Source organism: Moraxella sp. (assembly GCF_030525845.1).
Taxonomy (GTDB): Bacteria; Pseudomonadota; Gammaproteobacteria; order Pseudomonadales; family Moraxellaceae; genus Moraxella.
Genome location: NZ_JAUNDY010000031.1, coordinates 1 through 14,815, shown reverse-complemented (window position 1 = coordinate 14,815; position 14,815 = coordinate 1). Strand labels below are relative to the sequence as shown.

Annotated in this window: 16 protein-coding genes and 1 tRNA gene; 8 read left to right on the top strand and 9 right to left on the bottom strand. The window is 43.8% G+C overall.

Annotated elements, in window-relative coordinates:
* Window positions 1-338 precede the first annotated feature (338 nt).
* Window positions 339-414, bottom strand: a tRNA-Gly gene (locus Q4B79_RS09050).
* Between the two features lie 302 nt (window positions 415-716).
* Here Q4B79_RS09050 and miaB point away from each other — a divergent pair.
* The 3 genes from miaB to Q4B79_RS09035 are packed head-to-tail and all read left to right on the top strand — an operon-like array spanning window position 717 to window position 3,487.
* Window positions 717-2,174: a tRNA (N6-isopentenyl adenosine(37)-C2)-methylthiotransferase MiaB gene (gene miaB, locus Q4B79_RS09045; RefSeq protein WP_303086095.1), complete on the top strand. Its 1,458-nt coding sequence runs from the start codon at window positions 717-719 to the stop codon at window positions 2,172-2,174.
* Between the two features lie 22 nt (window positions 2,175-2,196).
* Window positions 2,197-2,751, top strand: coding sequence for a hypothetical protein (locus tag Q4B79_RS09040; protein ID WP_303086094.1), 555 nt, complete (start codon window positions 2,197-2,199; stop codon window positions 2,749-2,751).
* A 58-nt stretch (window positions 2,752-2,809) separates the two neighbouring features.
* Complete coding sequence (locus Q4B79_RS09035) at window positions 2,810-3,487, top strand: AAA family ATPase (RefSeq protein ID WP_368500054.1); 678 nt, start codon at window positions 2,810-2,812, stop codon at window positions 3,485-3,487.
* Window positions 3,488-3,547: 60 nt separating this feature from the next.
* On the opposite strand, the gene Q4B79_RS09030 is transcribed toward Q4B79_RS09035, so the two are convergent.
* Both Q4B79_RS09030 and Q4B79_RS09025 read right to left on the bottom strand, forming a co-directional pair.
* A complete protein-coding gene (locus Q4B79_RS09030) occupies window positions 3,548-4,630 on the bottom strand; it encodes a zinc-dependent alcohol dehydrogenase family protein (protein WP_303086093.1) in 1,083 nt (360 codons plus the stop codon).
* A 144-nt stretch (window positions 4,631-4,774) separates the two neighbouring features.
* Complete coding sequence (locus tag Q4B79_RS09025) at window positions 4,775-5,407, bottom strand: UPF0149 family protein (protein WP_303086092.1); 633 nt, start codon at window positions 5,405-5,407, stop codon at window positions 4,775-4,777.
* A gap of 127 nt (window positions 5,408-5,534) precedes the next feature.
* Here Q4B79_RS09025 and Q4B79_RS09020 point away from each other — a divergent pair, with 127 nt between their 5' ends.
* Together Q4B79_RS09020 and Q4B79_RS09015 are read left to right on the top strand one after the other, a co-directional pair.
* The gene (locus Q4B79_RS09020) at window positions 5,535-5,897 is read left to right on the top strand and encodes a hypothetical protein (protein ID WP_303086091.1); all 363 of its coding nucleotides are present in this window, start codon (window positions 5,535-5,537) and stop codon (window positions 5,895-5,897) included.
* A gap of 30 nt (window positions 5,898-5,927) precedes the next feature.
* Window positions 5,928-6,437, top strand: coding sequence for a cell division protein ZapA (locus Q4B79_RS09015; RefSeq protein WP_303086090.1), 510 nt, complete (start codon window positions 5,928-5,930; stop codon window positions 6,435-6,437).
* A gap of 75 nt (window positions 6,438-6,512) precedes the next feature.
* On the opposite strand, the gene Q4B79_RS09010 is transcribed toward Q4B79_RS09015, so the two are convergent.
* Window positions 6,513-7,193 (bottom strand): YggS family pyridoxal phosphate-dependent enzyme, encoded by a 681-nt coding sequence (locus Q4B79_RS09010; protein WP_303086089.1) that lies wholly within the window; start codon window positions 7,191-7,193, stop codon window positions 6,513-6,515.
* A 177-nt stretch (window positions 7,194-7,370) separates the two neighbouring features.
* Between Q4B79_RS09010 and Q4B79_RS09005 the strand changes: the two genes are divergently transcribed.
* Window positions 7,371-8,417, top strand: coding sequence for a type IV pilus twitching motility protein PilT (locus Q4B79_RS09005; protein WP_303086088.1), 1,047 nt, complete (start codon window positions 7,371-7,373; stop codon window positions 8,415-8,417).
* Between the two features lie 21 nt (window positions 8,418-8,438).
* Window positions 8,439-9,566, top strand: coding sequence for a PilT/PilU family type 4a pilus ATPase (locus Q4B79_RS09000; protein ID WP_303086087.1), 1,128 nt, complete (start codon window positions 8,439-8,441; stop codon window positions 9,564-9,566).
* A 53-nt stretch (window positions 9,567-9,619) separates the two neighbouring features.
* Here Q4B79_RS09000 and fur read toward each other — a convergent pair whose 3' ends face one another.
* The 5 genes from fur to Q4B79_RS08975 all read right to left on the bottom strand — a co-directional run bounded on the left by fur (window position 9,620) and on the right by Q4B79_RS08975 (window position 13,775).
* On the bottom strand, window positions 9,620-10,063 hold the full coding sequence (fur, locus tag Q4B79_RS08995) for a ferric iron uptake transcriptional regulator (RefSeq protein ID WP_303086086.1): 444 nt from the start codon (window positions 10,061-10,063) through the stop codon (window positions 9,620-9,622).
* 198 nt (window positions 10,064-10,261) lie between these two features.
* Window positions 10,262-11,353: a cytochrome-c peroxidase gene (locus tag Q4B79_RS08990; protein WP_303086085.1), complete on the bottom strand. Its 1,092-nt coding sequence runs from the start codon at window positions 11,351-11,353 to the stop codon at window positions 10,262-10,264.
* 82 nt (window positions 11,354-11,435) lie between these two features.
* The gene (locus tag Q4B79_RS08985; RefSeq protein WP_303086084.1) at window positions 11,436-11,873 is read right to left on the bottom strand and encodes a hypothetical protein; all 438 of its coding nucleotides are present in this window, start codon (window positions 11,871-11,873) and stop codon (window positions 11,436-11,438) included.
* An 18-nt stretch (window positions 11,874-11,891) separates the two neighbouring features.
* The gene (locus tag Q4B79_RS08980; protein WP_303086083.1) at window positions 11,892-12,779 is read right to left on the bottom strand and encodes a class II glutamine amidotransferase; all 888 of its coding nucleotides are present in this window, start codon (window positions 12,777-12,779) and stop codon (window positions 11,892-11,894) included.
* The gene (locus Q4B79_RS08975; RefSeq protein WP_303086082.1) at window positions 12,780-13,775 is read right to left on the bottom strand and encodes a homoserine kinase; all 996 of its coding nucleotides are present in this window, start codon (window positions 13,773-13,775) and stop codon (window positions 12,780-12,782) included.
* 157 nt (window positions 13,776-13,932) lie between these two features.
* Between Q4B79_RS08975 and Q4B79_RS08970 the strand changes: the two genes are divergently transcribed.
* A partial coding sequence (locus Q4B79_RS08970) for a U32 family peptidase (protein WP_303086081.1) occupies window positions 13,933-14,815 on the top strand: 883 nt, incomplete at its 3' end.

Sequence of the window (14,815 nt, the reverse complement as noted above, 5' to 3'; positions counted from 1 at the left end):
CGATGGTACCAACGTTTACGTGTGGTTTGTTACGTTCAAATTTGGCTTTGGCCATGGGGATTTCCTCTTATTAAGCCCATTACTAGGCATAAACTTCGTTAAGACCGTCTATATCTAGACAAATCCATGACAACATTTCAGACGAATTTGCCATATCTTGCTAATTATAACACATCTATTTGCGTTTTAAACCATTATCTATACAAAATATCTAGAAATTTTACCAACAATGTATTAATTTTGGCTATTTTTATCACAATTATTGAGAAAATTAGATTTTTAAAAAATCTGTATCAGGCAAGCAAAAGCCCAAATCCTAAGACTTGGGCTTTAAAATTTGGAGCGGGAAACGAGATTCGAACTCGCGACCCCAACCTTGGCAAGGTTGTGCTCTACCAACTGAGCTATTCCCGCAAATCAGCATTTTTATTATGCTGTCTGTGTATGGGTGCGTATTATACAAGATTTTTTTGTACCGTCAAGCATTTTTTTAAAAAAATTTTAAAAAAAATTCAAATTTTTGAGGAATTTTAAAAAAATATTTAAAAATCAATATATTAAAACAAAACCCATCAAGCCACATCTTAACACGTCCACCACCCAAATTCAGTCCACACAATCCAAATGAGCCATGTCATACTTTACAACCATCAGGCACACCCACACCTTGTTATTTTATGATATAATGATGGGCTTAAAAGCCCTTGGAGAAAACCATGACCGCTCAAACCTTTAACCCCAAAGATTTACAAAAAACCACTCCCACCCCACCCCCTGTCAGCGAACCTGCCCCCAACGCCAAAAAAGTCTTTATTGCCACACAAGGCTGTCAAATGAACGAATACGACAGCCAAAAAATGGGTGATGTACTCGGTAACTCGCACGGCATGATTGTTACCACCGACATCAACGAGGCAGACGTGCTCATCATGAACACTTGCTCCATTCGTGAAAAAGCCCAAGAAAAAGTATTCTCTGAGCTTGGTCGCTGGCGTAAACTTAAAGAAAAAAACCCCAATCTCATCATCGGCGTGGGAGGCTGTGTTGCCAGCCAAGAGGGCGACAATATCCAAAAACGAGCCCCTTATGTGGACATGGTCTTTGGCCCACAGACTTTGCACCGCTTGCCTGAGCTGTATGATAACTCCCAAAAGGCCAAATCGGTTTTTGAGGAAAACCCCAAAGCCAAAAGCAAAAACCGCATTGGCGTGGTCGATGTGTCATTCCCCAGTATCGAAAAATTTGACTTTTTGCCCGAGCCAAAGGTAGAAGGTTATAAAGCCTTCGTCTCCATCATGGAGGGTTGCTCAAAATACTGCTCGTTCTGTGTCGTTCCCTACACGCGTGGCGAGGAGCTGTCTCGCCCCCTAGATGACGTGCTGGCGGAGATTGATAGCCTTGCCAGTCAAGGCGTGCGTGAGATTAACCTACTTGGACAAAACGTCAATGGCTATCGCGGGCAAAAAGATGACGGCACGATTTGCCGTTTTAGTGAACTTTTGTACTATGTTGCCCACATTGACGGTGTTGAGCGAATTCGCTACACCACAAGCCACCCCTTAGAGTTCACCGATGACATCATCGAGGCGTATAAGCACTTACCTCAGCTGGTTTCGCATTTACACTTGCCCGTCCAAAGTGGCTCAAACGCCATTTTACAAGCGATGAAACGTAACCACACCATTGATGTCTATATCAACCAAATCAACAAGTTACGAGCCATTCGCCCTGATTTGCATTTGTCAGGAGATTTTATCATCGGCTTTCCCAACGAAACTGATGCGGATTTTGCCGATACCTTTAACCTTGCCAAAGAGCTAGATTTTGACCATTCATACAGCTTTATCTACTCAAAACGCCCTGGTACGCCAGCGTCCGAGTTACCTGACAACGTGAGTTTTGACACCAAGAAAAACCGCCTCGCCATGTTTCAAGAACTCATCAAAGAATCCACCTTTGCCAAAACTCGGGCAATGGTCGGTCAGACACTCAAAGTCCTCGTAGAGGAGAGAGCTAACCGCCGTGAGGGCTATTTGCATGGTTCGGCGGACAACACTCGTTCGGTGATTTTTAAGGGTGGTGATGAATTGCTTGGCAAAATGGCCATGGTACACATTACCAATGCCATCAGTATGCACCTTGTGGAGGGTGAAGTGGTAGAAGTCTTGGGGTAAAACACGATTACAAGGATAGAAAGTGGATACCCCAAAAAGTACAGACGACACCAATGTCCAAACCCAGACACCACCAGACTCTGATGATAATGAGGTGGTGCTGGATTTGGACGAAGTCATTCAAGAGATACACAACACCCCACCAAAAGAGACGCCCCAACCGTCTGACGCACCCATACCCACGCCCAGACAGATTTTTGCTGATGCCAGCAAAGTCATCTTACACCAACCTTTCGCCCTGCGTGAATTATCCACCATATTTTATTATCATCTGCAAAGCCAAAGAAACCGCAAGCATCATCTTGATTCTATCCATTTTGAACAACTCTCAAAGGCATTGGGCCTTGATGAAGCATTTTTTGAAAAATTGGATAAAATCAACGAGGAGGAGCTTAAAAAACTAGACCCAAACTATCAGCCCAAATTTCGCTCAAAAGCCCCCATCACCAACGCACCGATTTTTTTGACAGGTAAAACAGGCTCTGGCAAAACGCACATGATAAAACAACTGTGCAAAATGTTTGATTTAAATTTTATCGCCATCAACACCCCCCACCATCAGCAATGCAGGCTATAAAGGCGTAACGCTGGCAGACATTGGAGCAAGCCTGCTACAACACAGCAACGACAGCAAAGTGTATGCTGAGCATTCGGTAGTATTTTTTGATGAATTTGACAAGCTTTTTATCAGTGGTGATGAGCAATTGGGGATATACCATTTATCACTCATGACGGAGATTTTGACCATTATTGAAGGCACAACCCCTTTTCCTGTCAAAGACAGTCATGGTATTGATAGCAGTCGCATGCTGTTTGTGTTGGGTGGCAGTTTTAACATTCATCAGAAAAAAGAAAAAACACCCATCGGTTTTATGAGTGAAAAAATCTTGCAAAACGCCCCAAATAGTCAGCTTAAACTCACGGATTTTGGCTTACCTGATGAATTGGCAGGACGCATCGGCAAAATCATCGCACTAGATGACATCAGCCATCATCAGATGATAGATATTTTGTTAAACAGCCCTACTTCGCCCTTTGTCGCCCTAAAACACAAATTGGCAATGTCGGATTGTACGGTAGAGATTGAGCCTGCGGTTTTTGAGAGTTTGATAGAAAATGGCAAAGAAGCCATCGAAAAATTTGGTGTGCGTGGACTTTACCAAGCCTTTTACAACCTACCACAAGTGAATGAGATTTTATTTGAAGCCCCAGAATGGGCAGGCTCGCATTATGTGATTACCAAAGATGGGTTTGAAGGTCTCAAAAAGGACATACCGCCATCAGAACACGATGAGTGGGAGGGGTTGTGGTAAAATACCAATAAAAACACCCAAATCGCTTTGGGTGTTTTTGATGGACAAACTCGAAAGTTATTAGTACTCGATGATGACTTTCACAGCACCGTGTTCTGCGGCGTGCTTAAATACATCATAAGCCTTTTCTAGCTCATCAAACTTAAAGCGGTGAGTTGCTAGTTTTTCCATTGGCAGTTTACTGCATTCGCACGCTTTTAGTAGCATACCTGTGGTGTTGGCGTTTACTAGACCTGTGGTGATTTTTAGGTTTTTAATCCACAGTTTGTTTAGCTCAAAGCTAACTGGCTGACCGTGTACACCAACGTTGGCGATGTTACCACCCTCTTTGACGATTTTTTGGCAAATATCCCACGTTGCTGGATAGCCAACAGCTTCCATCGCACAGTCTACGCCACGACCGCCTGTGATTTCCAGTACTTTGGCAACAGCGTCTTCTTTATTTGGGTTGATGGTGTGGGTTGCACCCATCTCTTTTGCTATCGCAAGGCGGTTTTCGTCCATATCAATCACGATGATGGTTGATGGCGAGTAAAGCTGACCTGTCAAAAGGCAACCCATACCCACAGGACCTGCTCCCACGATGGCAACGGTGTCGCCTGGTTTGACATCACCATACTGCACGCCGATTTCATGACCTGTTGGCAGAGCGTCTGATAAGAATACCGCCACATCGGTATTTAGGTTTTCTGGCAAAATGTAAAGCGAGTTGTCCGCAAATGGGGTACGAACGTACTCGGCGTGCGTGCCATCAATCATATAACCCATAATCCAACCGCCATCTTGTTGGCAGTGAGAGTACAGTTGCTTTTGGCAATTTTCGCATGAACCACAACGGCTTACACAAGAAATAATTACTTTATCGCCTTTTTTGAAGTTTTTAACGGCAGAGCCGACTTCTTCAACGATGCCAATACCCTCATGCCCTAGAATGCGACCGCTCCACTGCCCTGTTTTTTGGCGAGCGACTTCTTCAATCTCTGGGTTTTTGCCTTTCCAAATCCCCAAATCTGTACCACAGATGGTGGTTTTGGTCATCTTGATAATAGCATCAGTTGGGTTGATGATGGTAGGCTTTGGACGGTCTTCAAAACGAATGTCGTTCTCGCCGTAGTAGGTCATCGCTTTCATGGTGGCAGTCATAATAACTCCTCGTATGGTAAATTTTTAATAAGGCTTAATTAAAAACCATTATTACCAAGGTAGCATACATTTTAATATTGGTAAAGGAATTTTTAAAAAAATTTGTAATAAAATCAATATGTTATATTATAACAAAAATAGACGTTATTGCTTTTTATCCATGACATCAAACACAGGGGGCAAGCTCTTACCTTGTATCTCTTGGGCAGTTTTACGGTCAGGTGATAACCCTTTGATGATGGATAACTCTGATATATTTTTACGATTTTTGCGAAACAGTGCCACAGGCATCATACGTGCAAATTCAAAAAGATATAAATATTCCTCTTCATCACCATCAAACTCATCGTTGTCATCAGGTCTGATGCTGGCGATTTTGGCGAGGTCGGCGATTTGCTCACGCTCATCGTTAGACAGTTTTATTTCTGCCACACCAAGTCCTGTAATAAATCCTCCTGCCCAGTCCTTTAACGCCAAAAAACGTTCGGACAATTCATGCTCATCATCAGGCACGAGTGGCTCATAGGCATAGGCATCATCTTTGTCTTTTAGGGCGAAACTGACATCTTCGGCATACTCCACCAAAAGTGCCATCGCTCGCTCACTTGGTATGGCAAAACTTAGCTCGGATAATATCGCCGTCCAGCCTGCCTCATCGGTAGGTTGGCATGCTGTCATGATGGCAGTCATCAGCCCATGAAGCTCACTGATAGAAACATCAGTCCAATCGCCAAATACCTCACTCCAATCATTAAATCCTGATAAATCATCACTCATGGTACAATCCTCTTAAATTCACTTTAAGTGCCGTCAATTTATCAAAAATCAAGGGCGATAAGACTTATTTTGTATTTTTAAAATCATCATGTTAAAATAGCCAAAATATGACTTATTTGGATTTTTTATGCTAACCCAACTACAACTTTTAGAGCAAACCATCGCTGAACTCAAAGCACGCTACAACATTACCGCCACCGAGCTCGCCAACCTCAAACACAAAATGGCTCACGATGATACACCACGCCAAATCAGTCAGCTCCAACTCAATCTAGACCATAGCCGAGATGAAAATCAGGCTTTGCATGCTCGTATTAAGGAACTTTTGGAAGTCAGGGACGAGCTTGATAAACGCCTTGATGAACTGACCACCCAAAATGCCGAGCTGACCGCCCAAAACCGAGAGCTTGCTGACAAAAACGCTCTTGCCATCAGTCGTGCTGAGGTCATTCAGACATGGCTTACCAAGATTGACAATCAAACCGCTTAAAATGGCGATACGCCACCATAAGGAAAAATCATGAATATTCACTCTGCCATTAAATTTGGTGCCCAAAACAGCATTAAAGTCAGTCCATCGCACAACACAAACAACGACAGCCACGCCAAATCACAGCCTAGCGATATCGATGTTCAAACAAAAACAGCAACAAAAGATACGACACCCACAGAGCAAGCCCCTGCCCCTCAAAATACCCCACCAACCGCCCCAGCCAACACTGAAACCAAGCCCAGCTTTCAGGCTGTGGATTTGAACATCGCAGGAACATCGCACCGCATCAACTGCCCCATTGATGAAGTGTCTCAATTAGAGCAAGCAGGTCAGTACATTAATAGCAAAATCCGTGAAATTCGCCGAGACGCCAAAGGCAAAAGCCTAAGCAACGAAGAGCTACTGGTGTTGGTTTGCCTAGAATTATACGACCAACAAGAAGCCCTAAAACACGAACACAAAAACCAAATCCTAAACAACGAACGTGCCAGAGCCATCATCGAAAAAATTACTAAAGACGCTCGTTCGGTACTTTGACCCATTTTAAAAACACCGTTATCCGTGATGGGTAGCGGTGTTTGGTTTAAGGTTGCCACTTTCTTATTTTGCCTTCTAAGTCTTTGTCAAATAATTCCGCTCCCCAAAAATCGCACTCCCCACTCGCACCATTGTTGAGCCATTTGCTACAGCGTCCGCCATGTCGCCACTCATACCCATCGACAGCGTGTCAAAATGGGGTAAGTCAAATCGATTTTTAAGGTCATCAAATAACGCCTTCGTCCGCACAAATGCGTCCGTACCCTCTTTGCTAGGGATAATCATCAAGCCCCTCAAAGACAGCTTAGGCAACGTTAAAATCTTAGCCACCAGCTCATCAAGCTCATCAACTTGACAGCCTGATTTGCTCGCCTCATCATCGATATTAATTTGAATGAGGATATTTAAGGGTGGCAACTCCCCTCTTTGGTCGTTTAACCGCTCGGCAATGATGGCTCGCTCCACCGTCTGCACCCAATCAAAATGGGTGGCGATGTCACGGGTTTTGTTTCTTTGAATGCTACCAATATAGTGCCATTCGATGTCAAGGTCAGTCAGCTCTTGCTGTTTTGCCAAGCATTCTTGCAGATAATTTTCCCCAAAAGCACGTTGTCCCAAGCCAAAAAGCGTGCGAATGTCGCTGGCGGGCTTGGTTTTTGAGACAGCAAGCAATCGGGTGCTGGCATGGTGGCGTGCATTTAGGGCGTCAAGTGTGGTTTGGATATGTGCCAGCCTCTGTTGTAATTTATCAGTCATCATCATCTCTTATTTTGCTTATTAAGCCCATTCTTATTGTAACAAAAATTTCACCAATCGCAAACTTTGACATGAAAGACCCCATTTCACCGATTATCCGCATTTTTTGGATACACAAAATGCTCAAATTTATTGTATAATAACAGCAATATATACACTTTTTGTTAAGGTCATTTTATGTCTACCCCCAGCATTGAAGATTTACTGCGTTTTGTCGTCAAAAATAAAGCCTCCGACCTGCACTTATCAGCAGGTCTACCTCCCATGATTCGTGTCGATGGCGAGGTGGTGCGTATCAACACCCCAGAGATGGACCACCAAACCGTCCACCAACTCATCTACGACATCATGAATGACAAACAGCGTGCCGACTACGAAGAGTTTTTAGAAACGGACTTTTCGTTTGAGATTCCAGGTTTGGCACGTTTTCGTGTGAACGCCTTTAACCAAAACCGTGGGGCAGGTGCGGTATTTCGTACCATTCCATCTAAGGTTTTGACCATGGAAGAGCTTGGTATGGGTCCTGTATTTAGAAAGGTCTCCGACTTTAAGCGTGGTGTTGTTTTGGTAACAGGTCCGACAGGTTCTGGTAAATCCACCACCCTTGCGGCAATGATTAACTACATCAACGAAAGCCGAAAAGAACACATTCTTACCATCGAAGACCCCATCGAGTTTGTCCACGAATCCAAAAAATCACTCGTCAACCAACGTGAAGTTCACCGTGATACGCTATCGTTTGACGCAGCCCTACGTTCGGCACTGCGTGAAGACCCCGACATTATCCTAGTCGGCGAGATGCGTGACTTAGAGACCATTCGCCTTGCTTTGACCGCTGCCGAGACAGGACACTTGGTGTTTGGTACACTACACACTAACTCCGCCGCCAAAACCATTGACCGTGTAATTGACGTATTCCCCGCTGCCGAAAAAGACATGATTCGTGCAATGTTGTCAGAATCCCTCCAAGCGGTTATCTCGCAAGCCCTCCTCAAAAAGGTCGGTGGCGGTCGTGTGGCAGCCCATGAGATTATGCTTGGTACGCCGGCCATTCGTAACCTTATCCGTGAAAACAAAATCGCCCAAATGTACTCAGCAATTCAAACAGGTGCTGGCGAGGGCATGATTACCCTTGACCAAACCCTAAAAAACTTGGTCGCCTCTCGCACCATTACCAAAGAAACGGCTCGTGTTTATGCCAAACAACCAGAAGCATTCTTGTAATCTAAAATTTCGGACATTATTATGGATTTTGACAAATTATTACAGGTTATGATTGCCAAAAACGGCTCTGACCTTTTCATCACAGAGGGGGTACCGCCCTCTTTGAAAGTCAATGGCACTATCTTACCCATGACAAAAACACCGCTGACCGCCGAGCAAACGATGGCATTGGTTACCAGCATCATGACCGATGCCCAAAAGAAAGAATTTCACGACACCAACGAATGTCAGTTTGCCATCTCTGACAGAGCTGAAACTGCTCGTTTTCGTGTGTCAGCCATGATTCAACGCAACAAAGCGGCGATGGTACTGCGTAAAATCGAAACACAGATTCCCACCACCGAGGACTTAAACCTACCGCCAATCCTAAAAGAACTTGCCATGAAAAAACGTGGCATTATCCTACTGGTGGGTGCAACAGGTACGGGTAAATCTACCACGCTGGCGGCGATGATTGGACATCGCAACGAAAATTCTCGTGGTCATATCATTACCATCGAAGACCCCATCGAGTACGTCCATCAGCACAAGGGTTGTATCGTAACTCAACGTGAGGTGGGTATTGACACCCTATCTTTTGAAGAAGGACTAAAAAACACCCTGCGTCAAGCCCCTGACGTCATTCTTATCGGCGAGATTCGTAACCGTGAGGTTATGAGCTACGCCATTCAGTACGCCGAAACAGGGCATTTGGTGTTTGCCACCTTGCACGCCAACAACGCCAACCAAGCCATCGACCGTATCATTCACTTCTTTGAGGCTGACCGTCATGGACAGTTGTTTATGGATTTGTCGCTAAACATACGTGCCATCATCGCCCAACAGCTTATCCCAACCCCAGATGGCAAAGGTCGCCGTGCTGCCATTGAGATTTTGCTTGGCACTCAGCTCATCGCTGACTATATCCGCAAGGGCGAGATTCACGAGATTAAGCCCGTCATGAAACGCTCACGTGATATTGGCATGCAGACTTTTGACCAAGCATTATTTGATTTGTACGAGAGCGGTCAAATTACCTACGCTGATGCCATCAAGCACGCCGACAGCCCCAACGACCTACGTCTACAAATCAAACTTGAAAGTAAAAATGCCAGTGCAGTCGAAGAGGAAGGCGTTAAACTTTCCATCGATACAGACAATTACAGCTAATATTCCCAAAGAAAAAGACTGGCACAAACCAGTCTTTTTTTATCGTCCACTTTTTAGCCTTTGGCAGGTTCAAGGGTCTTTTGACACTCTTCTTTATCACACACACCATGAAGCACCAAAGAATGTCCTGAGAGTTTGAAATTGTATTTTTCGGCGATTTTTTCTTGCTCGTGTTCGATGGTAGTGTTATGAAATTCCTCAATGCGACCACAGACATCACATACCAGATGGTCATGATGCTCCTCTTGGGCAATCTCAAATACCGAAAGATTATTTTCAAAGTTATGACGTTCCACGATGCCCGCCTGCTCAAACTGCGTCAAAACACGGTACACAGTCGCCAAACCCACATCTTCGCCCTGCTCTGCTAACGCCTTGTAGACATCTTCGGCACTCATATGATGGTGTTCTGCGTTTTCTAGAAGTTCCAAAATTTTCATGCGTGGTAGTGTTACTTTTAAACCTGCCTTACGCAAATCTTTATTGGTAAATGCCATATCAATCACCTTAAACTACAAATTGGTTAGTTTGATTAGTTTTATTAATCATTGCCATCTTTTAGATTATCATTTGATAATCAATTACATGATGCGAGTACTTTACCATATTTTTAACAAAAATACACTTAAATTTCAGTTAAAACAGCTAATTTTTAGGATTAATTTTTAAAATCAATCATGTACTATTTGAGATAACTACAAAACCATCAAAAACGCCGTCAAAGCGTCCATTTCATCAGGGGTGAGATTTAGGGGTTTGATGAGCGGGTCTAGGTGGTTTTCGTGGGCGATGGGTAGGGCATCTTTGGTGGGTGGTAGGGGCATGCCACGATTGTAAATCGCTACAACGCCACGCAGATTGACAAATAGTCCATGATGAAACCATGGTTTTGAAACAGATAGGTTGCGTAGTGATGGGGTTTTAAATTTACCAAAATCGCTTGGGTTCTCCGTGTTGGCATATTTGCCAAAATCTTGCCATTTGCGTCTTGCTAAGGTTTGGTTGAGGTTATGAAATTGGTTGTCGGTCAGGGCTTGCCCAAAATGACAATTCATACAGCGAGCTTTGGTGCGAAATAAATGTAAACCTAAAAGTTCGCTATCGGTCAGAGCGGTCATGTCGCCATTTAAAAAATCATCAAAGCGTGTGGGTTTTGGGGTTAATGTGTGTAAATAAGCGGTTAAAGATTGGGCGACTTGGCTGATATCAATGTCGGTCAGCTCCTTGCCAAAGGTGGCTTGAAATCTTGGTAAATATCCTGCATCCACCAACCGTGTCGGCACACTATCAAGCGTGATGTCCATCTCATTTGGGTCGGTGAGTGGCATAAGCACTTGTTTGCCAAGCGTGGTTGCTCGCCCGTCCCAAAAAAATCCATGTGATTTTTGTCCGTCAAGCCCCAAATGCACGAGCGATTGAGCATTGCGTTTGCCTTGCCTGTCAAACACGCCAAGCGATACCGTGCGTGGGTCGGCAAAGGCATGGTTTGGGTCGTGGCAACTGACGCAGGCGATTTGTCTGTTTGATGAGAGTGCTTTTTCAAAAAATAGGGCTTTGCCAAGTTCGGCAAGTGGCGTAGGTGGCGCGGGCTGATAGGGTGTGATGGGGGCAAGCTCTGTCCAGTTTATGTCATCATCAACGGTGGGGGCGCGCCATTCGGTGGTTGGCTTGGCATAATGCGTACGCAGACAAGCGATGTCATAAGCGTGGTCGTTTTGGCAAATGGCAAATGTCCACTGACTAGCAAAGAGCAAAAAACACAACAAATATCTGCGATGGCAAAACATGGCAATCCCTGTAATGACAAAGATTTGTGCATTATAAAACAAAACCGCCAAATAGTAAATGATAATCAATCATCATTTAAATCTACCGCAACACATAAACGCCAATCGTAATGATAAGTACGATGATGATGGCGATAAAAAATGATGTTTTGCGTTGTTTTCTTGTGGCGATGACTTGATTTTTGATGTTTTCTAGGTCGGTCAGCTCTTGCTCCAATTTGGCTTTGAAGCCTTGATAGTCCATGCCAATATTTTTGTACAGTTCATGGATTTCTTTTAAAAATTCTTCTTTGTCTTTTTCTGACAACTCATCGGCAAGCGATAGACTGTGCGTCATGGATTCTTCGTAGGTGGTATCTAGGTATTTTTGTAGGGATTGGTTGGTTTCTATCAAGGATTGGCGTAATTCTTGATAAGTTTTTTCAATGTCGGTACTGTGCATGAGTGCTGACAACCAAAACGCTTGTCGTGCTTGGTTGAGTTGTTCACGCTCTGCATCAGTATTTTGATGATTTGCCATGTTATTCTCTTTTTGAAATTACACACTTGCTCCCACCGCCCTAGCAATTGCTAAACCCTCATCAATGGTTAGATAAGTTTTTTTGCTGGGCGTGTCTTTAAAAATCACATCACCATTTTGAAAAACCACACATTCATCAACGGCGATTTGTTGCCATTTTTCATTATTGGTTAAAGGAATGGTGGTAATGATGGTTACTTTGTCTTTATTGGTGGTGAGTTCGCTAAAATTTACGCTCATCTCGCCGTCTGATAATTCCGCTTCGCCAAAAGGGGCTTTGCGAGTGAGATAAAACAGTAAACTGCCTGCATAAGCCAATTGCCAATTACCATTGGAAATTAAACAATTAAACAGACCATTGGCGGATAAATAGCGACATTGGGCGGTCAAAAACGCAAATAAGGCTTCGTCCGTTGGGCGGGTTTTAAAGGTGGTTTTTAGGCGGTTTAATAAATAACAAAACGCCAATTCGCTATCGGTTGCCCCCACAGGCGAATAATGTTCGGCATTGCCATTAGCACAAAGGCGTGCGGTTCTGGCAATAAAACTTTGGCTCATTTGCCCATTGTGAGCAAATACCCATTGTTCGCCCCAAACTTCACGCACAAAGGGGTGTAGGTTGGCAAGGTTGCTTTTTTCTCCTGTGGTCGCCTTACGAATGTGGGCGATGACGTTCATGGCTTTGATGGGGTAGTTATTCACCAAATCGGCAACGGGCGATAAATAGCTCGGTTTATTGTCATGAAATTGGCGAAGTCCGATACGCCCTGACTCGCTTTTTTCAAAAAAGGCAATGCCAAATCCGTCTTCGTGATGGTCGGTCAAACCGCCACGATTACGAAAGCCTGTAAAGCTAAAACCGATGTCGGTGGGGGTATTGCAATTCATTCCAAGTAGTTGGCACATTCACACTCTCCCCCAATGAAAACTCGCCAGCCGTTTCATCAAATCAGGATTTTTAACCATAATATCATCGCCTGTGCGTCCTTGTTCACGGTTATAATAAATGACATTTAAACGTAGCAACCAAAAGATGGTCGCACTATAAGCAAGCATGACAGGCAGGGCGGTTTTTTCGTTGTCGGTCAAGGGGCGAATACTTTCATAACCTTTGACAAAAGCGTCCATTTTGGCGGTGTTAAAATTCACACTCTCACTATCGGTGGCACTACCCCAAGTGGTGCAAAAATCATTGATGGTGATGGCGATGTCCATAAGATAGTTTTCTACCGACACTTCGGTAAAGTCCAAGAGTCCTGTGAGTTTTGCTCCATCTGCAAAATCCCACAAGGTGTTGTCAGTAAACATGTCCAGATGACAAAGCCCCTTGGGCAAATCACTTGGCAGATTGGCATAAGCGTCCCAAATGTCGTTCATCAATTTGGCTTCATCGGCAGGCATAAAACCCGTTTCACGAGCTTTGACCCTTGCCCAGTCGTAGAGCGGCACGCCATAGTCTTCGGCAGGCTCTAAGGTTTGTAGGGTGTTGTGTAAGGTGGCAAGGGCTGACCCCATCTCAAAGCACATCATCTCATCGATGGTGGTTGGGTGCTTACCTTGTAACTTTGGCACAACCAAAATCGCTTTATTTTCGTATCGCATGACACAATCTTCACCGATATTTTGACCTTTGGCGGTTTTTTTAATGAGAGGGGCTGCGATAGGGAGCTTGTCTTTTAGGGCGTGCATGACGGTTGCCATTTTAATGATGTCGGCAGGCACACGCTCCTCATAAAGAGTGAACACATAACTGAACTCATCGCCCTCATCCGTGTCCGTCTGAATGAACCAGTTGGAGTTTTTGATGCCTTGTGTGATGGGAATGGCTTTTTTAAATTTGACGCCAAACAAACCACAAAACGCAAAAAATTCATCATCAGATAAGTGAGTATAGACGGACATGGGATTTTCCTACACATGATAAAATATTTGTTATTGTAATGAATTTTTGTTAAATTTACGACTGTTTTTTTTATCTTTTTAACAACAAAACACTTCCAATCATCATGCAAAAATTTGTTATAATACGTCACAATTTGTCTTTAAAATAGCCAATACCATGAACCAAACCACCAAAAAACCCGAACTTCTTTGCCCTGCTGGCACTTTTAAAAATATGCAATACGCCTTTGCTTATGGGGCGGACGCTGTTTATGCAGGGCAAGCCCGTTATTCTTTGCGGGTACGAAATAATGATTTTGATGAAGAGAATTTGCGTAAAGGCATTGAATACGCTCATTCGCTTGGTAAACAATTTTATGTGGTTGTCAATATCCAAGCCCACAACGCCAAATTAAAAACTTTTATTGAAGACATTCGCCCCGTCATTGAAATGAAACCTGACGCTCTGATTATGTCGGATGCTGGAATGATTATGATGGTGCGAGAGCATTTTCCGCACCAAGTCATTCATTTGTCGGTGCAAGCCAATGCAGTAAACTGGGCAACGGTGAAATTTTGGAAACAAATGGGCGTGTCTCGTGTCATTGTCAGCCGTGAATTATCCTTAAAAGAAATTGAACAAATTATTAATGAAGTGCCTGATATGGAAATTGAAGTGTTTGTTCACGGGGCTTTGTGTATGGCATATTCTGGGCGTTGTTTGTTATCGGGTTATATTAATAAACGAGATGCCAATCAAGGCACTTGCACCAATGCGTGTCGCTGGTCTTATAATACTTATAAAGCCACAGAAAATGAAACAGGCGATATTGTTCCTGTAACGACCAACGCCATTTCAAATGCCGAAATTTTTATTCCAAATCAAAATGAAAATAGCATTGCCAATGTCAATTTAAATGGCGATGTTGTGATGGGCGATGATTATATCCAAAAGCCGTCTGATGAAGTGGTGCTGATTGAAGAGCAAGGTCGTAAGGGGGAACTTATGGCAATGTATGAAGATGAGCACGGCACTTATATTATGAATTCCAAAGATTTGC